Here is an 18,767-nt window from a genome sequence, read left to right on the forward strand (position 1 = left end):
TTCAGAAACTAGTATTTTGGTGCTTAAATTTTAAATATTTATGAGGTTTACGCTTATCAATTTAATTTTTTCTTCTGTTTTATTCATAGCCGTTGCGGAGCAAGACCAGTGCAACAATGCGGATACGAGCCATACCAAAAAAAATGGAATGACCCATTCAGATCAGGGTGGAAAAGGCGGGAAAAAAAATGGTTCAGGTGGTGCCCGCAAAAATTCAAGCCAGCCGGATAATACTGCTGTTCCAAACAGTACAGATAATACAAACAACTCCCCATCATCAGAATCGGTCACCGGTGTATGGGACATCAGCACTGCTAATCAATATAAGCTTAACAAAAAGATTCATGGTACCTGTATCGTTGCTATAAATTTTTTTAGTGCACGCCGCAGTGGCTCACCTGAAAATAACCAGATAGCACTTAACCCTTATCTGGCCTTATTTGATTCATTGCACTGGCAAATTGTTGAATGGACCGGTGATGCCTCTGCACATCTTAACCGGTTAAAAGTAAACGACACCACCCTAAGGGCGGGCAACGGTTTTAACTGTACCGACTGTGAAGCAAAAAATGCTGCATGTTGTGTTCCTTTCGGTAAAGACTTTTTTAATGAAAATCTGCGTCTGATGAAAAAGACGCGCATCCGCAATTTCGATTACACCGTCAATTTATCAAGCGGTACTATTGACGAAGCACTATGGGCGTGTAAAAACGGAGCCACTTGGTTGCAGGGTGAGCTCGAGCTTTCCACCAAAAGACATGTAGACAGATGGCCCAATGGACAAAGCTATGTTAAGGAATGGCAGGCATATATCGATGCTATACATAAGCAATATCCAAATGTAGTTTTTGAATCGGATGCCGCTCCAATATGGAGCAATCAGCCGCGCGATGTAGAATGGAACAATGCCCTTACATCACTAAAAGGAGATGGATCAAAGCGGATGTATTTATGGGATGATGACTGTTTCACAGCCACCAACGACTGGAATTATAATATCTCACAGATTAACCTGGCTTACGATAAAACCTACCCTGACCGCCTTCGAATGATGCTGTCAAAATTCCCAGGTGATTCCGTAAATATTGCTCAATGGGGGATGAAGAACTTCCAGGACCCCCAACTCGATAATACCATGGCAGGAGCACACCTGATTGTGAAGGCCTATTCGTTATTTGAATCAATGACCATGATTAACCATGCTTTTTTTATGAGTATGAAACAGCTAATTGACAAGACTATGGTTCCAACCAACAACTATAAGATATTAGTGTTAGCTGGAAAATTTGTCGCGAACTCTGATATGGTAGTTACAACAACATTGCCAGATGGCCTTTCGGGATCGGTAGGAGTAAATGGCAAAACATTTTACTGCCTGGTATCCAATCAAACGGGTGGCGATAGAATCTATCCTGATATTAACATAAATGGAACGGGAGAAAATGTTGTTTATCATCAAATCACTTATACTGCAGCATCTCCTGGTTCAATGGATTTTACCCGGACAACCAGGAATGAAAAAGATATTTTACTGAAAAACAATTCTGTCTCACTCATTTATTTTACAATACCCTAAGTGAAAGATAATGCATAAAGTTTTTCAGTTTTAATTTTCAATTATATTTGCGCGAAATCGAAAACAAGCGGGAGTAGCTCAGTTGGTAGAGCACAACCTTGCCAAGGTTGGGGTCGCGGGTTCAAGTCTCGTCTCCCGCTCAGTGTTATAGTGAGCTATCCTATATGGATTGCGTTCTTTGCAGATTATTATTAGCTATCAAACATGCCTTGGTGGTGGAACTGGTAGACACGCAGGACTTAAAATCCTGTCGCCCGAAAAGGCGGTGCGGGTTCGATTCCCGCCTGAGGCACAGATTGATTACATTGTTGGATGAAATGGTCTTCTGTTATCACATCTGATTTTATCCGGTTTCATCTTACAGTTTTATTTGCATACCCTTTTTATCTTTTTCTCGGGCTGGTCGGGATTTGTAATCCAATCAAAATAAATATCATCCAATTCGAATTACATCAATTAATTCTTTTTCAACCGCATAGTCTCGGGCAGAACTAAAGAGATAATCTTCAGCATGAAATACAATCATTCTTTCACGGGATTCTGATGAATGTAATCAAGCTTTTGTTGTAGCATCATCCCATATTGATCCAGTTCAACAGGATGATTGCCTTCCTGCCAGAATTGAATGCCTTAATCTTTGGATTTACCTTTCCTGTAAACTCGAATTTATTTAACAGCCATATTTAAAGGCTTTATTGTGCATCATCTTTGATAAGTTCAACTATGCTTTTTGAAGTGAATTTTTTAAAATCGCGAAGAATATCTGAAAGATTAAAGCCGGGTTTTTGCATCCGCAATCAGATGAAGATGGCTGGTCATCAGGCACCCTATCCATAAATCCTCAGTCCTTTATAGGCTGGCAAAATTCTAATGAGTGAATCAATGCTAGTTTATAACCCGGCCGTGTAAAATCTATCCACTCTATAACTGTCATTGTCAGAAAATATAATGTATCTGATTGATTATAGATTTAATATTTAAACGCCATTATCTATAAAATTGGATTATAAATCAAAAGTTATGTGGGTCGGGATTACAAATCCCGACCAGCACGTTTATAAATTGAAAATATAAGGCATTGATTTAATTTTTATGCCATTATTATTCCATCAATAAATTACAACCCCTCACATCGCTATAATCCATTCGTCCCAGGACATCAAAAGTGCCATTATGATATTTTTTTCCCAGGTCTGAGGTAGCAATAAAAGCACAGGAGTCAAGGTTAGCGAGATCGATTATGTTGATAGCACCTGTTCGATCTGAATCAATTATTTGAAGCGGGTCATTCACATCACGGATTAAAATTTTCATCCATGGCGGGCAATGGAATGTTTGATCCTCCAGGAAATATGCCTGCGACAATAGTTCGGTCATTCCATATTCACTGTAAATATTTTTCACCCCGAATGATCTTTTCAATATGTCGTGCAATGCTTCACGTGTAATTTCTTGCCGGCGTCCCTTCATGCCACCTGTTTCAATCACTGCAGTATGATTTAAGTGGATCTTAAACTTTTCAGCAAAATCAAGCAAGGCAAAGGAAACACCTAAAAGAATGGTTTTTTGCGATGCAGCTTCGAGACTTAAAAGGATATTAAATAAATCATCGTGGTTGTAAAGGAAGAACCCGCTACGTATATGCTTAGTTTCCTTTATCAGGAAATCTGCCATATAAACCAGTGAAGAATTCCCTTTTTGCAGATAGGAGGGAAGCAAGGCGAGAAAACAATATTGTTCGGGGCTTCCAAAAAATAATTGAAATCCTTTAAGTATACTTTCTTCGTAAAGTTTTATATCATGCACATAGTGCTGTGCACTTTGATCGCGCGTTGTGCCGCTGCTGATAAATGTTTTCTGTTCTATAAAATTTCCAGTTCCTATCCGGTGCGTTTTAAACAGTTCTACCGGAAGAAACGGGATCTGTTCTATTGTGCTGACATCCTGAACACTAGTTTTTTGCAAAATACAGTATCTTCTATAAATTTCACATTCACCATACTGAAACTGAAAAACTTCCAAGGCAATTTCTGTAAATGACGAATCCGTAATTGAAAATATTTTTGATCGCAGTTCATCTCTGGACATCATCACCAATATTTTAGAGTGCTTAATCAGTCATTAAAATGTACATGCGATATTAATTTTCTGACTGCTGATGTCTGATCGCTGCTTGCTCTTTTCTCTATTCAATCCTGCTAACCTTAATGGTGTTGGTTCTGCTTCGCTCATGGAGCGGCATACTTGCCGTGTTGATCACCAGGTTACCGGAAGATACATGTCCCAATGATTTTAAAACTCCATTCACATCTTTTATGGTTTCGTCGGTGGTAGCAAACCGATTATAAAAAAGAACCTGAACCCCCCAAACCAAGCTAAAGGCATTGAATAATTTTTTATTATCTGTAAAAATGAAAATCGGCGCTTTCGGACGAAAGCTCGCCAGTTGAAATGCAGTATATCCGGAGTGCGTCATGCTCACTATTGCTTTTGCATTAAGCTGGTCGCATATCAAGCATGCCTGGTGGCATATTTCATCCGAGAGAAAAGTATGGGAAGATGGGTTCACAACCTTGCGCTTATTATATACAGCATCCTGGGTTTCTGCATAGCGTACAATTCGTTCCATCGTTTTCACAACTTCAACAGGGTATAAGCCGGTTGATGTTTCAGCGCTTAGCATCACCGCATCTGCTCCATCGAGAACTGCATTGGTTACATCATTGGTCTCGGCGCGGGTAGGGGTAGCGTTTTGAATCATGCTCTCCATCATTTGCGTAGCTATAATAACCGGCTTGGCAGCATTGATAGATGACTTTACTATCTGTTTTTGGAGGATGGGTACCTGCTCCATTTCCATTTCCACACCTAAATCGCCCCGTGCCACCATAATAGCATCCGATGCAGCAATTATATCTTCTATGTTTTTAACAGCTTCCGGTTTCTCGATCTTTGCAATCACTTTTGCCTTTGAATTGCGCTGGTGAAGAAGCGCTCTTAACTGGGTAATATCGTCAGCATTACGTACAAATGAAAGCGCAATCCATTCTACTTCGTTTTTCAGTGCAAATTCAAGATCGGCTATATCCTTATCTGAAATAGCGGGCACTGAAAGCTGGCTGTGCGGGAAATTAACCCCCTTTTTGGAAGTTAACCTGCCTCCATGAATAACTTTTCCTTCCGCTAAATTTTTATGATCGCTGCTAATAATTTCAATCGTCAGCTTTCCATCATCAAGGAGGATGTATTCTCCGGGTTTTATGTCCTGTGCCAGGCGGTCATATTTAATGTATAATTTCTCAGGTGTCGAGACGGTTTCCTCGGATGTGAGCATTATTTTTTTTCCGACGGATAAAAAAATTTCATTGTTCAGCACCATGCCAATCCGAAGCTTTGGCCCCTGCAGATCGCCAAGCAGGCAAACATTCGTTTTATTTTCCAGGTTATATTTTCTGACAAGGTCAACTGTTTGCTGATGATCTTCATGTGTGCTATGTGAAAAATTCATACGCGCCACATCCATTCCTTCTTCTACCATAGCCCCGATAGTTTCATAATTACGGGAAGCTGGTCCAATGGTAGCAATTATTTTAGTCCGGGTAAATTCTACCGCTTTCTTTTCACTCATATTATAGCGCCAAAGGTAATGGATAATTAGAACCGGATGCAGGCAACGATGCAATTGAGAAAGTCAATCCGGATTATTATTAGGTTCTTGTCCTGTAAATGCAGGCTCTGCATTCATTATGCGTACTGACTTTTGAAGCTCGAATACTTTAAATTGTTTTTTGGTAATTGAAATATATTCCTGTACCCGTGAGAAATTTGTATCTGTTACAAACACCTGCTTAAACCGCTCCCCCTTCAGCAGATCCAGAATATTATTTGTACGCTGTTCATCAAGCTTATCAAATAAATCATCTAATAACAGAATAGGGGTTTTGTTTGTTTCCTTTTTTAACAGTTCAAACTGGGCGATTTTTAAGGCCATCAGAAAAGATTTCTTCTGACCCTGTGAAGCAAACTTTTTAATCAGCTTTTCATCCATATAAAATTCGAAATCGTCGCGGTGAACACCTTCCGTAGTTCGCTGAAGCATCCTGTCTTTTTCAGCCGATCTTATCAAAGCAGAGCGAAAATTTTCAAGATGGAAAACCGAAATATATTTTGAAAATATTTCTTCACTTTGTCCGGAGATAATGGAATAGTATTTTTCAATAAGCGGTTTTATTTTCTTATGAAATGATTCACGCACTTTAAAAATTTTTTCTCCGAATGTAATAAGCTGATCGTTGAATGTTTCTATTAATGACGGATCGGGAAACGTTCTGGATCCGCACTGCTTCAGAAGAGCATTTCGTTGCTGCAATACCCGATTATAGTTCACTAAGTTTTCAAGATAGTTGTGGTCTGTTTGTGAAAGGGTATAATCCATGAATCTCCGGCGCTCCTCACTGCCTTCATCAATCAGGTAGTGATCATCCGGAGTAACCATTACAACAGGAATCAATCCTACATGATCTGCCATTCGGGAATACGCAATATTGTTTTTCTGCAGCTCTTTTTTTGATCCGGTTTGATATACGCAGGCTATGTCAAAGTTTTCATTGTCAGATAAGAAGTTTCCATGCACCCGGTGATAGCTTTCTCCGTGACGTATTGCCTGGTAGTCGTTTCCGTGAAAATAACTTTTCCCGAGACACAGGTAATGAATAGCATCCAGCACGTTTGTTTTACCGGCCCCGTTTTCACCCGTAAAAAAATTCAGTTCCGGAGAGAATTCAAAGTAAGTGGCGTGATAGTTTTTAAAGTTCTGAAGCGATAGGCCGGTCAGGTACACGTATAATCAAGGTTTATGGAAAATAGCACCCAATTGACTTTTTTCTGTAAATTCGCACCCTAATTTTTCAGGTGGGGAAAACAAAAATAATAAAAGAAACCGAGGGCACTTCTCCGGTAATGGACGAAAATCAATCCGCAAAAATAAAGGAGTCAGAGTTGCCGGTTGCTTTCTCGGGCGATACCTATTTATTCTGGTATGAAACGATGCTTCGTGTACGGCGCTTTGAAGAGCGTGCCGGTCAGTTGTACGGACAGCAAAAAATCCGTGGCTTTTGCCATCTCTATATTGGCCAGGAAGCCGTTGCGGCGGGAACGGTTTCAGCATTAAGAAAAGAGGATCCTATTATTACTGCATATCGTGACCATGGAATAGCAATAGCACGCGGCATTCCACCCAATGCATGTATGGCGGAGCTGTTTGGAAAAGCTACCGGCTGCAGTAAGGGGAAAGGTGGCTCCATGCATTTTTTTTCAAAAGAGCATTTTTTTTTTGGTGGTCATGGCATAGTGGGTGCACAGATTCCACTGGGAGCAGGCATTGCATTCGCAGAGAAATATAAGGGCACAGGAAATATATGTGTCTGTTTCTTCGGTGATGGTGCCGCACGTCAGGGTGCCATGCACGAGACTTTTAATATGGCAATGACCTGGAAATTACCTGTGGTGTTTATTTGTGAAAATAACCACTATGCAATGGGAACCTCTGTTGAACGTACCAGCAACGTAGTAAATCTCAGCGAATTAGGACGGGCCTATGAAATGCCCTCATCAAGGGTGGATGGAATGAAATGTGAAACGGTTCATGCTGCCATTGCCCAGGCTGCCGAGCAGGCACGGGATGGCGGGGGGCCTTCGTTTCTTGAAATTCTGACCTATAGGTATAAAGGTCATTCAATGTCAGACCCTGCAAAATACCGGCCTAAAGAAGAAGTGGAGGAATATAAGCTCCGCGATCCGATAGAAACAATTCTTGCCGCTATGTATGAAAAAAACGTTGCCACCACCAGTCAGGTTGAAGCAATAAACAATAAAATTGCCGGAGAAATTGACGCCTGTGTACGTTTTGCAGAAGAGTCACCCTATCCGGATCCATCCGAGATATATACAGATATTTATATGCAGAAAGATTATCCGTTTCTAATGGATTAATCTGCTGTACGTGCAAATTAAAAAATTCAATCCTTAATTAAAATTCAAATGGCAGAGAACATTAAAGATCAGAATATAAGTCTGGAAGACCGGCTTACTAATTTTGAGCATTGGGTTAATGAAAACCGTCAGCTACTTACAGTTATCATCGGTGGTATTGTTTTAATCGTGGCAGGTTTTCTTGCCTTTACCAAACTGTATTTAGGTCCTAAAAATATCGAAGCCAATAATCAGATGTTTATGGCTGAGAAATATTTTGGCCAGGATTCGTTGAATCTTGCCCTGAAAGGAGATGGAAATTATCTTGGATTTCAGCAAATAATGGATGATTACAAATGGACTGATGCGGCCAATCTTGCACATTATTATACTGGTATCATTTATCTTAAGCAAAATAAATTCCAGGATGCAATAGACCAGTTAAAGGCTTTTAATGGCAAGGATAAAATGGTGACTTCAATGGCACTCGGCGCACTTGGGGATGCTTATTCTGAAACAGGAAAAGCAGATGACGCGGTTGATTATTATAAAAAAGCTGCCTATCACTTTGAAAGTGATCTAACAACTCCTCTATTTTTGAAAAAGGCGGGTATGCTGCTGGAGAACCAGAAAAAAATGGGAGACGCAAAAAATATTTACCAGGAAATAAAATCAAAATATCCCAACTCTGTGGAGGGAAGAGATATGGATAAATATATTGCAAGGATTGAAGCGGCAAGCTAAACCTGTGAGCTATTAGTTTCATTAAAATGATTAATTAATTTTTCCATGTCTCAAATTGCTATTTGTTGAACTATAAATCTCCATTGTTTTTTTTTTACTTCCTTACCCTTGGTTCTGCACCATGCCTGTTTTTATCCTGCAAACCTTCCCTGTCTTCAAAGAATGCTGCTGGTTCGGAAAAGGTAAAAAGTGAAGCCAAAGATTCTTCTGACTCTACCCTTTTAAAGCAGTTTGATTACGCGTCGCTTCAAACAGATCTTACCAAGCATTCTATTCCGCTTGATTCTGTTTTTGATGGCGGACCTGGCAAAAATGGAATTCCTGCAATAGATTTTCCTGAGTTTATCTCTTCACAGCAGGCAGCCCATACATTATCTCAGATTGAATATGGTATTTATTTAGAAGGGAAAACGGAATCTAAATTTTATCCTTTCAACATTCTTAACTGGCATGAAATAATAAATGACAGGTTAGACGGGCATCCGATCGCCGTTACTTTTTGTCCTCTGTGCGGCTCGGCAATAATTTATGACAGGGTGATAGATAGTGACACGCTAAGCTTTGGAGTCAGCGGTAAACTCTATGAATCCAATTTGCTGATGTTTGATGATAAGACTGAAACCTTGTGGTCGCAAGGCCTTGGAGAGGCTGTAATAGGAACTCTGACAGGGAAGAAATTAAAACTGCTGAATTCTTCGGTGATTTCATTTGACGATGTTCTCAATAATAATCCGGGTGCTAAAGTATTAAGCGTGAATACCGGTTTCGACAGAGATTATAGCAGATATCCGTATGTACAATATATGAATAATGACAGCCTCATGTTTCCCATTTCAAAAACGGATAACCGTTATTTTAAAAATAAGGATGAAATATATGTGGTACCAGTAGGTAACTCTTCGGTGGCTTTTGCATGGAAAGCATTGCTGAAATCAGGTAAGGCAGAGGTAAAGACATCTGCAGGATCCATCCTTGTTAAGGTTGAAAATAATGTACCTCTCGCGGTAAGAAAGGAAACAGGAGAACCTCTTGCCGGTTATTTCAGTTTTTGGTTTAGCTGGTATGCACTTCACCCGAATGATATCGTTTGGAAAGGAAATAAATGATAGGTACTAAGGTGATTCAAGTATTACCTTCCACGGCAATATGCCTCATTCCTTATCGTTAATCTTCTTGACTTTAGAAAATTAAATTCATAATAATATCAAGACATGAAAAAAATTGCAATCGCTTCGATATTCTCCGCAATGATTATTGGATCAGCTGTGCTTGCAGGAAACAGCTTAAATAAAATTACTTGTCCGGATCATTCGAATAGCATCAGCACAAAGGCCGGAACCACTTCAGCAGTGAATGATAAGTTGCATACAGACAACAGTCTTTGCACTGACTCCAAGGATTGCAGCAAGTGCAGTAAATAAGTTGATTGATTAACGGATGCGCCCCTTGCAATTAGTGAGGGGCGTATTTATTTATTAAACTAACCGCTGTCTGGATGTGATTAATGAAAACTTTTTATAGATTTTATCAGCTGGTTTCCTGCGTCTTACTTTTCGGGCACCTATCTTCCTTCGGAGGTGAATCTGCAGGGAGGCAAGCAGTTAATACAAGTTCAATTGATATATCTTTTTGAACTTTTCACAAGAGTGATATTACTTTACATATTTATACCTTATCTTATTGGTAGGAAAAAATGGATTATTCATTGATAAAAAAAAAGCTCATAACCACCTTAGGTTTTATTTTGATTAGAGGAATTTGCCTTGCCCAGAAAGAAGGCAATCAATGGATATCATTTGAAGGCAGTGGCCTTGATTTCAATAACGACAGCACCATAGCAGTGGAGTTTCCGAGTGACATGCCTATTTGGAGATGCAATGCCAGCATCTGCGACAAAGATGGGAAATTGATGTTTTATACGAACGGCCTGAATATTTATAATCGGGATTTCCAGCTAATGAAAAATGGGAAAAATCTCAACTTAGGAAATTTTTCATTTTGGAACCCGATACACGATGGTGCCGTGATCATACCTTTTGTTGGAGATTCAAATAAATTTTATCTGTTCCATACTGACTTGGATAATATCGAGATTGGGGGCACACCGGATTTAACTACAATGAATTTATACTATGATGTGATTGATATGAAGCTTTATGGTGGCAAAGGAGGAGTTATTTCTGATCAAAAAGAGCTCATTCTCTTTAGTGATACTCTTACAGATTCAGGCATTCAGGCTGTCAAACACGGGAATGGAAGAGACTGGTGGCTGCTTTGCCATGAATATGGTAATAATAATTACTATCGATTCCTTATTGATAATACGGGTATACATGGACCCTATTCTCAGAATATCGGAATGATCTATACCGGTTTTAATGCTACAGGATATTTTTGCAATGCAAAGTTTAGTCAGGCAGGGAATCAATTTATTAAAAATAATCATGACTCTACAGTTTTTGAACTTTACAGTTTTAATCGATGTAGTGGTGAACTTAGCAATCGAAAACAAATAAGAGTAAGCGATAGCCTGTATCAATTAGAGGGATTATCATTTTCACCAAGCGGAAGATATGCTTACCTGAGCGCTAATCATTGGCAATATCTTTTTCAGTTTGATCTGCAGGCGGACGATATCCAGGCAAGCCGGGTTTTAATTGGTGTCTACAATGATTCGCTCAATCCTCTTATAACAGATTTTTACGACCATCAATTAGGGCCTGATGGTAAGATATATATCTGTAATTACGACGGGAATGCATCTTTGCATGTAATTAACGATCCGGACTCTGCTGGCCTGAAATGCAATTTTGTTCAAAATGGAATAACACTTTACCCTCATACCTATTGGGGAAGTGGTTTTCCTAATCTCCCCAACTATCACCTTGGCCCTCTCGAAGGAAGCGAATGCGATACGACATTTACTTCATTACCCGGAGTTAAAGATGTTGCCTTTACACACAGCATTTATCCTAATCCATGCTTTCAAACCACACAACTAACTATTACAGGAGTGAAAGAAGTATCCATTAGTATTTATAGTGCCATGGGAGTACTTATTTACAATCCTACCGTGCAGCCCATGAATGGTTTTGTTCATGTTTTTATTAATCTACAGGATCAAACCGCAGGTGTTTACTTACTTAAAGCGAAAACAGATCGGGGAGAAGTAACCGAGAAAATCTTGAAAGAATAAGAAAACTAGGTCGCCCCTACAGCAATGTCCCTCTAAAAAATAAAACTGCAATAGAGAAATAGATCAACAAGCCGGTTACATCCACGAGAGTAGCCACGAAAGGAGCCGAGGAAACCGCAGGGTCAGTTCCTAATTTTTTAAGAAATAAGGGAAGCATAGAACCGCATAAAGTTCCCCATAATACTACCCCAATCAAGGAAAAGAAAATGGTAAAGGCAACCAGTATCCAATGCACACCATAGAGATCAGTAAACAAGGTCCAGGCGGCTATACGAAAAAATCCGATAGAGCCCAATATCATTCCCAGAAATAACCCGGAAAAAATTTCTCTTCTCATAATCCGCCACCAGTCTTTGAGGGACACCTCACCCAGCGCCATAGCGCGTATGATAAGCGTAGAAGCCTGCGAGCCTGAATTCCCTCCACTTGAAATAATAAGAGGAATAAATAAGGCGAGAATGACTGCCTTTGCAATTTCATCCTCGAAAAAAGACATTGCCGTAGCCGTGAGCATTTCCCCAAGAAATAAAACCACCAGCCACCCGGCACGCTTTTGCATAAGCTTTAAAAAAGGCACATTCATATAAGGCTCTTCAAGTGCCTGAACGCCACCTATTTTCTGCATGTCTTCCGTGCCTTCCTCTTCTGCCAGCCGGAGAACATCGTCAATAGTAACGATTCCTATTAAAATCTCTTCAGCATCGATGACCGGCAGAGCAAATCGGTTATTGTTTTTAAAAGCCCCGATTGCCTCCTCTTCATCATCGGTTACAGCAAGGGCAATAAAACGGTTGTCCATAATATCAGAGACTCTCTTGTCAGGGGATACAAACAGTACTTCACGTATCCTTAAATCATCTATTAATTTACCTTGATCATCTATCACATAAAGTACGTTAACCGTCTCACTGTCATGCCCATTTTCCCGCACAAAGTCAAGCACTTGTTGAATGGTCCAGTCTTCTTTTACAGCGATATAATCCGGGGACATCAATCGACCTACACTATGTTCAGGATAACCCAGCAATGAAAGCGTAATGGTGCGCTCTTCATTGGAAAGCAGCTTCAGCAGTTCTTTAACTACAGGGCTCGGCAGCTCTTCAAAAAAAGCAGTGCGGTCATCTGCAGGAAGGTCATTTAAAACCTGTGCTGCTTTTTCTTCAGGAATGCTTTTGATCAGGTGCTTCTGCTCATTTAATTCAACAAGCTTAAAAGTTTTAATGGCAAGCGGCAGGGATAAACAATTAAATATGATCGCTTTATTTTCCTCATCTTCCTCGTTAATTAAGTCGATGATGTCACCAATGAGCATCTTGTTCAGGTGGGAAGCCAGCTCTGAGCTATTACCAAACCTAAGCAGTGTGTGAACATCCGGCCTTTTTATATCGAGCATTTCCATTGCAGTATACTTTTTAAATTGTTAGTGTATTTCCGCTCGCAGTAATACACATTTTTCGTGGTGCAAATATCCTTATAAAAATGGCGGGAAGAAAGGATTTATGCTATTACATTCAGATAATTGTTTGAGTTAAATTATTATTAAGAAATACAGATTTTTCAAAATAACAAATTCACAGTACACAGACTTTATATATTTGAGCCATTGTAATGGCGCGAAATCTTAAAAATATAACTGATTTAAATGAGGAAGGCATGCCCGATCTCGATACTACCAGGATAGGAATTGTGGTAGCTCAATGGAATGAAGAAATAACGGATGCCTTATTCGAGGGATGCAGGCAGACATTGTTGAAAGCTGGTTTGAAGAAAAAAAATGTGACAAGGGTTGAAGTGCCTGGTGCCTTTGAATTGCCTTCCGCTTCGAAACTTCTTGTCGAAACAAAAAAGATGGATGCGGTTATTTGCCTTGGGTGTGTGGTTCAGGGAGAGACCCGTCATTTTGATTTTATTTGTGAGGCAGTAGCCAAAGGTATTATGGACCTTAACCTTCGATATAATATTCCCTTCATTTTCGGAGTACTTACCACAGATACCATGGAACAGGCCCGTGATCGTGCAGGTGGAAAATATGGAAATAAGGGTATTGAATCCGCAGTGGCAGCAGTAAAGATGATTGCTCTGAAGAAGAAGCTTGTGAAATGACTTTGATTTTTTTTACCACTATTAGAAAAAGTATTCGCATAGATAATTTTCTGTAAAGGCCGTAATAAATGCTATGAAACTATACACTATTGATACGGGTTATTTTAAGCTTGATGGAGGAGCCATGTTTGGCGTAGTACCAAAAACAATCTGGAATAGTATTAATCCTGCTGACGAAAAGAATCTTTGTTCATGGGCTATGCGTTGCCTTTTGGTGGAGATGAATGAGAGGTTGATTTTAATAGATTGCGGATTGGGTAATAAGCAGAGCGCAAAATTTTTTTCTTATTACGAGCCATTCGGCGAAGACACACTTGAATCGTCTCTTCAAGAAAACGGATTCTCTTCGGATGATATCACCGATGTGTTTCTTACACACCTTCATTTCGATCATTGCGGAGGCGCAGTTAAATATGATGCAGTTGGGAAATTACTTCCTTCATTTAAGAACGCTGTGTATTGGAGCAATGAAAAACATTGGGAAGCCGCAACAAAGCCAAACCAACGGGAAAAAGCATCTTTCCTGAAAGAAAATATTTTACCCGTAAAGGAAAGCGGGCAGCTTAAATTCTTGAATGAAGATGAACAAATTTGCCCTGGTTTCAACGCAAGAGTCGTAAATGGTCATACTGAAGCAATGATGCTGCCGGTGATTCACTATAAAAACTTCACCCTTGTTTATATGGCTGATCTTATCCCTTCAGCCGGTCATATTCCGGTTCCTTATGTAATGGCTTATGATATTCGTCCCATGGTTACGCTGCAGGAAAAGGAAAGTTTTTTGAATGAAGCTGCTGCCAAAAATTATATTTTATTCTTCGAGCACGATCGCAGTATCGAAGCATGCACTTTGAATCAGACGGATGGAAAAATAAGAAAAGGAGAGGAGATCAAAATAAAGGAACTTTGAAATTCTTAATCCTCCGATCAATTAAACCGATAGCCAAGTATAAATTTTACTTTGCCGGGAAAATAGTCCAACCTGTTTTTGTTTGCAATAGAAACGTAATTATTATCAATAAACACAGTTGCCAGGCCATAGAATTTTTTACCGCCATATCCTATTGCATCGTGCGATACTAATTTAAATGAAGCGGTAAACGGCTTGTTTGATTTAGAGTTGTTTACAGTAGTAACCTCACCTGTATTAAAGGAAATGCCCGGTGTAGCAGAAAGTGTTATAAAAAATCTTTTGGGCAATACTAAAGTATAAGCATATCCTGCCGTGAGGCCAAAGCTGAATAAGCTGGCTTTATTTATTTGCAGACTTTCATTCAGATCGCCGCTTATACCTACCGGTATAATGCTGGAATCTGCGGTAAGGTGGTAATAGGAAACAAAACCGCCTGCCAAAAGAGAGCCGGCACTTTTTCTTTGAATTTCAGTGCCGATATAGGGAGCTATAAACGAATATCTTTTGTAGTTGAAGAGATAACTATAATCAATGCCTAAGTTCAGAGTTTTAATATCCTTTCTAAATTGCCGGGGAAATGAATTAGTGCCCTTACTTCCATCAGGGTTAAGAAATAAACCTTTATACGATTGAGCAATGATATCAAAGAGATTTTGATTAGGGTAAAAAGCTCCGATGAAATCTAAATTTTTAGTGTGAATGGTATCTTTAGTAGTATGGAAAACGGGAATTCCAAGGTCCAGTGCGAGGTTTTTGTAAGAAAAGCCTAATCCAATAGCTATTTTATAATCGGGTACAAAAGCAACTTTATTTTCTGAATTGTCTCGTAAGTTGAAGTGATTATACTTCGAGACTGAATATGCGCGTATGGAATACACCGATGCCTCTTTTATAATGTAGGCAGAATCATAAGTAGTCTTATGAAAAAGGATGTTCTGTGCATCCACAGATTTTGTTCCGTAATAAAGCGCTGTAATAAAAATGATACAGCAGTATCTATTTAATAAATATTTCATCGCAAAAGATCCAGGCTTTATTTCCTGCACCAGGATGCCACGAAGGTAAGATTCCATAATTTGTCGCTTTAATTTTAATATACCGTGCCTCTTTATTTATTGCAACACCTAATATTTCTGTTGAGGGATTTTCCTCCTTATCAGGTACTGTATTCCCGGTAATTACCGGATCTGAATACGTTTTTCCGTCAAGAGAAATTTTTACTTCCAGGTCTTCAGGCATTAAAATCCAGGAGCGCATGTCCTGCAGGAATTCTGCTCCAGCAAAGGACACGTTTTTTATTTTTCCAAGATCAATGATCACCTCCATATCATCTCCCCACCAGCCCTGGTAGGTTCCAGCACTAAAATTGGATGAACCGCTTATACCATCAAATAATGCCTCGTCACCTCCACCTGTATATTGAGAATTATAATTTTTAATATAATTCAGTTTCCAGTCGTTATCCGTTTTAATAAACCTTGCTGACACCATATGGCTTGGCTGCCCTTTTTGATTTATTGCAATAGCTTTAACAGTATCGGTTTTGGAGATGAAAAATGGGATGGTATATCTTGTTGAGCGGTAATCGGGATCAGCATTATTCAATGTATAATAAAGCTTAACGTTTGATTGAAATGACTTTACTTCAATTTTTAAGGAATCATGAAAAGAAGTGTGGTCCGCGATTATTACAGGGTCTACAGCGATTTGAAAATCATTTATGGATGAAGCAGGAGCAAGTCGTGCCTGTTTGCTCCAGTTAGTTTTTGGTTCAGGTCCCATTTCGAATTCCACCGTTTCTTTTCTAAGGATGGAAGCATTTGAAATAAACAGGCTATCGGTAGGGTTACCGTTTATAAGCATTGACTGGATATAAAAACTTTTATCGGAAAGATGATGTGCTATAATGGTAAAGGGCTTGTTGTGTTCAAAATCTTTGGTTTCTATATAAATTCGAACGGTGTCAAAGGCGGGAGTACCTAAAGCATAATAAGGTGATCCGGGAGTAACAGAATAAAAACCCATTGCACTTAAAACATACCAGGCGCTCATTTGTCCGCAATCTTCATTGCCAATCAAGCCATCCGGAGCATCTTTATAAAATTCACTCATAATCTGATGCACCAGCTTTTGAGTTTTCCAGGGTGCATCCATGTAATCGTATAAGTACGCCATGTGATGGCTTGGCTCATTCCCATGGACATATTGACCAATCATTCCGGTGATGTCTGATTGCTCACGCCCTGTAGTTTGGGAATTTGTGGAAAATAAATAATCCAGTTTTGCAGCTGCTTTCGCTTTTCCTCCAAAAGCATGAATCAATCCATCTATATCCTGGGGAGCAAAAAATGCATACTGCCATGCATTTGCTTCCGTATAATTAAAGCTTACTTCGTAAGGATCGAAAGGTGAAAGAAAATTTCCATTTTTTTTCGGCCTCATAAATCCTGTCTTAGGATCAAAAATATTTTTCCAGTTCTGCGCCCGTTGAATGAAAACCTTATAGTCTGCAGAATCATTTAATTGCATGGCAAACTGTGCAATGCACCAATCATCATAGGCATATTCCAGCGTTTTAGATACTGAGGAACCGTCGTCATCCATACTGATGTACCCCTGCTGTTGGTAAGCTTTTAAGCCAAAAAGATTTGTATCTGCACTGTGTTTCATTGCATCAAAAACTTCAGGATATGGAACGGATAGTGCCTCTTTCACCGCCGCATCAGCAATTACGGAAACCGAATGATATCCAATCATGCAATCTGTTTCATTCGCTGCAAGGGGCCATACCGGTAAGCGCCCGCTTTCATGATAGATCGCAAGCAAGGATTTTAAAAAATCTGAAGTACGTTTAGTTTCGATGATTGAAAGCAGCGGATGTAGTCCACGAAAAGTATCCCATAAAGAAAATACTGTATACACATCGAAATGATTTGCCTGGTGGATTTTAAAATCATGTCCCAAATATTTTTTATTTACATCATTGAAAACATTTGGAGCTATCATGCAATGATACAGCGCTGTATAAAATATTCTTTTTTGCACTAGTGTAACTCCGCTTACGGCAATTTTCCCCAGTTCATAATCCCATGTAGACTGAGCATTGATTCGTACTGCTTCAAAATCCCAGGCTGAGTTTTCGGCATCAATGTTCTCTTTTGCATCTTCAATATTTACCGCCGAGATGCCCACCTTTATATAAATGGATTCATCTTTTGAAGTGGTAAACCGGAAATATGCTTTTACGTTAGTTCCTGAAGCTTCTGAAATATTATTTCGCAAGGAATCATTTTCTGATAATCCATATGAATCAAATGTCTTTGAAAATTCCACTACAAAATAAATGACCTGGTTAGGAGCCCAGCCAGCAGACCGCCGCATTCCTTCAATGTACCTGTGGTTAATCACCTTGACAGATGATTCTACTGTTTTATCACGATGGGTAAGGTCAAGGATTATATTGGATTGATCTGATTGAGGATATGTGTATTTATGAAATCCTGTTCTTGTAGTAGCGGTTAGCTCAACATCAATATTGTCATCATCCAGGTGTACGGAATAATATCCGGGCAAGGCACTTTCATTTTTATGGGTGAAATGGGAAGCATAACCGTTTTTGTAGTTCCCTTCTTTCACAGCTTCCAAAACAGGCCGGCCCGTAGTAGGCATCAATAGTATGTCGCCATAATCTGAAACACCTGTACCGCTGAGATGAGTGTGCGAGAACCCGTAAATAATAGAATCACTGTAATGGTAGCCGCTGCAGCCATCCCAGCTTCCATCAACACGGGTATCAGGGCTAAGCTGCACCATACCGAACGGGAGCGTTGCACCGGGAAAAGTATGGCCATGGCCTCCGGTACCTATAAAAGGATTTACATACTGTGAATTAAGCTGAGCATAAAGGGTGGTCGGGAAAATTAGAATACCTGCAATCAAATAAATACAAATCCAGCCTTTATTAAGCAACTTCATAATAACTAATATCAGTTCCCAACTGCTTATTTAATAAGTTCATTGCACAGTATTAATCAATAACATACCATCTTTCGTCATCATTAATACTATAGGAAAGGCCATTGCTCATCTCATGAATTTCCTTTTTAGTGCCAGGATGAACGTAAATTTTCTTTTCAAAAATTTTAATTCCATTATTCTCCCTCGTTAAAAAATTAATAAGGGCGTTCATAGTAGGTTGAATTTCATTCAGCCATTCATCATCCGATTCCTTTACAAATGCTTTACTCATTTTTAAAATTCAGCTT

General features: G+C 39.4%; 15 protein-coding genes and 2 tRNA genes. 10 read left to right on the top strand and 7 right to left on the bottom strand.

The genetic code is table 11. The features are described from left to right. Window positions 1-40 precede the first annotated feature (40 nt). From H0W62_04030 to H0W62_04040, 3 genes are all read left to right on the top strand, one after another. A complete protein-coding gene (locus tag H0W62_04030; GenBank protein MBA3647711.1) occupies window positions 41-1,576 on the top strand; it encodes a hypothetical protein in 1,536 nt (511 codons plus the stop codon). Window positions 1,577-1,643: 67 nt separating this feature from the next. After that, window positions 1,644-1,716: transfer RNA gene (locus tag H0W62_04035), tRNA-Gly, on the top strand. 66 nt (window positions 1,717-1,782) lie between these two features. Next, window positions 1,783-1,868 (top strand) — tRNA-Leu (locus tag H0W62_04040). Window positions 1,869-2,677: 809 nt separating this feature from the next. Here the strand turns inward: H0W62_04040 and H0W62_04045 are convergent. The 3 genes from H0W62_04045 to recF form a co-directional block, all read right to left on the bottom strand. Further along, entirely contained in the window at window positions 2,678-3,667 is a 990-nt protein-coding gene (locus H0W62_04045; GenBank protein MBA3647712.1) for an acyl transferase, read from the bottom strand. 94 nt (window positions 3,668-3,761) lie between these two features. After that, window positions 3,762-5,204 carry a pyruvate kinase gene (pyk, locus tag H0W62_04050; GenBank protein MBA3647713.1) on the bottom strand — a complete coding sequence of 481 codons (1,443 nt, stop codon included), beginning with the start codon at window positions 5,202-5,204 and terminating at the stop codon, window positions 3,762-3,764. 63 nt (window positions 5,205-5,267) lie between these two features. Then, on the bottom strand, window positions 5,268-6,416 hold the full coding sequence (gene recF / locus H0W62_04055) for a DNA replication and repair protein RecF (GenBank protein ID MBA3647714.1): 1,149 nt from the start codon (window positions 6,414-6,416) through the stop codon (window positions 5,268-5,270). Window positions 6,417-6,535: 119 nt separating this feature from the next. Between recF and pdhA the strand changes: the two genes are divergently transcribed. The 5 genes from pdhA to H0W62_04080 all read left to right on the top strand — a co-directional run bounded on the left by pdhA (window position 6,536) and on the right by H0W62_04080 (window position 11,486). Further along, on the top strand, window positions 6,536-7,567 hold the full coding sequence (pdhA, locus tag H0W62_04060; protein ID MBA3647715.1) for a pyruvate dehydrogenase (acetyl-transferring) E1 component subunit alpha: 1,032 nt from the start codon (window positions 6,536-6,538) through the stop codon (window positions 7,565-7,567). Between the two features lie 48 nt (window positions 7,568-7,615). Then, the gene (locus H0W62_04065) at window positions 7,616-8,290 is read left to right on the top strand and encodes a tetratricopeptide repeat protein (protein MBA3647716.1); all 675 of its coding nucleotides are present in this window, start codon (window positions 7,616-7,618) and stop codon (window positions 8,288-8,290) included. Between the two features lie 65 nt (window positions 8,291-8,355). Next, the gene (locus H0W62_04070) at window positions 8,356-9,396 is read left to right on the top strand and encodes a DUF3179 domain-containing protein (protein ID MBA3647717.1); all 1,041 of its coding nucleotides are present in this window, start codon (window positions 8,356-8,358) and stop codon (window positions 9,394-9,396) included. A gap of 105 nt (window positions 9,397-9,501) precedes the next feature. Next, window positions 9,502-9,711 (top strand): hypothetical protein, encoded by a 210-nt coding sequence (locus H0W62_04075; GenBank protein MBA3647718.1) that lies wholly within the window; start codon window positions 9,502-9,504, stop codon window positions 9,709-9,711. Window positions 9,712-9,995: 284 nt separating this feature from the next. Beyond that, complete coding sequence (locus H0W62_04080) at window positions 9,996-11,486, top strand: T9SS type A sorting domain-containing protein (GenBank protein ID MBA3647719.1); 1,491 nt, start codon at window positions 9,996-9,998, stop codon at window positions 11,484-11,486. Between the two features lie 16 nt (window positions 11,487-11,502). Here the strand turns inward: H0W62_04080 and mgtE are convergent, their stop codons facing one another. Further along, on the bottom strand, window positions 11,503-12,885 hold the full coding sequence (gene mgtE, locus H0W62_04085) for a magnesium transporter (protein ID MBA3647720.1): 1,383 nt from the start codon (window positions 12,883-12,885) through the stop codon (window positions 11,503-11,505). 209 nt (window positions 12,886-13,094) lie between these two features. Here mgtE and H0W62_04090 point away from each other — a divergent pair, with 209 nt between their 5' ends. Together H0W62_04090 and H0W62_04095 are read left to right on the top strand one after the other, a co-directional pair. Continuing rightward, on the top strand, window positions 13,095-13,589 hold the full coding sequence (locus H0W62_04090; GenBank protein ID MBA3647721.1) for a 6,7-dimethyl-8-ribityllumazine synthase: 495 nt from the start codon (window positions 13,095-13,097) through the stop codon (window positions 13,587-13,589). Window positions 13,590-13,662: 73 nt separating this feature from the next. Further along, window positions 13,663-14,499 carry an MBL fold metallo-hydrolase gene (locus H0W62_04095; protein MBA3647722.1) on the top strand — a complete coding sequence of 279 codons (837 nt, stop codon included), beginning with the start codon at window positions 13,663-13,665 and terminating at the stop codon, window positions 14,497-14,499. A 17-nt stretch (window positions 14,500-14,516) separates the two neighbouring features. Here H0W62_04095 and H0W62_04100 read toward each other — a convergent pair whose 3' ends face one another. The 3 genes from H0W62_04100 to H0W62_04110 are packed head-to-tail and all read right to left on the bottom strand — an operon-like array spanning window position 14,517 to window position 18,751. Beyond that, window positions 14,517-15,575, bottom strand: a complete 1,059-nt coding sequence (locus tag H0W62_04100) for a DUF4421 family protein (GenBank protein ID MBA3647723.1) — start codon at window positions 15,573-15,575, stop codon at window positions 14,517-14,519. After that, window positions 15,499-18,477 carry a glycoside hydrolase family 92 protein gene (locus tag H0W62_04105; GenBank protein ID MBA3647724.1) on the bottom strand — a complete coding sequence of 993 codons (2,979 nt, stop codon included), beginning with the start codon at window positions 18,475-18,477 and terminating at the stop codon, window positions 15,499-15,501. The genes H0W62_04100 and H0W62_04105 overlap by 77 nt, the downstream gene beginning before the upstream one ends. A gap of 52 nt (window positions 18,478-18,529) precedes the next feature. Beyond that, the gene (locus tag H0W62_04110) at window positions 18,530-18,751 is read right to left on the bottom strand and encodes a hypothetical protein (protein ID MBA3647725.1); all 222 of its coding nucleotides are present in this window, start codon (window positions 18,749-18,751) and stop codon (window positions 18,530-18,532) included. Window positions 18,752-18,767 lie beyond the last annotated feature (16 nt).

This window comes from Chitinophagales bacterium (assembly GCA_013816805.1).
In the GTDB taxonomy this organism is placed as follows: Bacteria; Bacteroidota; Bacteroidia; order Chitinophagales; family UBA10324; genus MGR-bin340.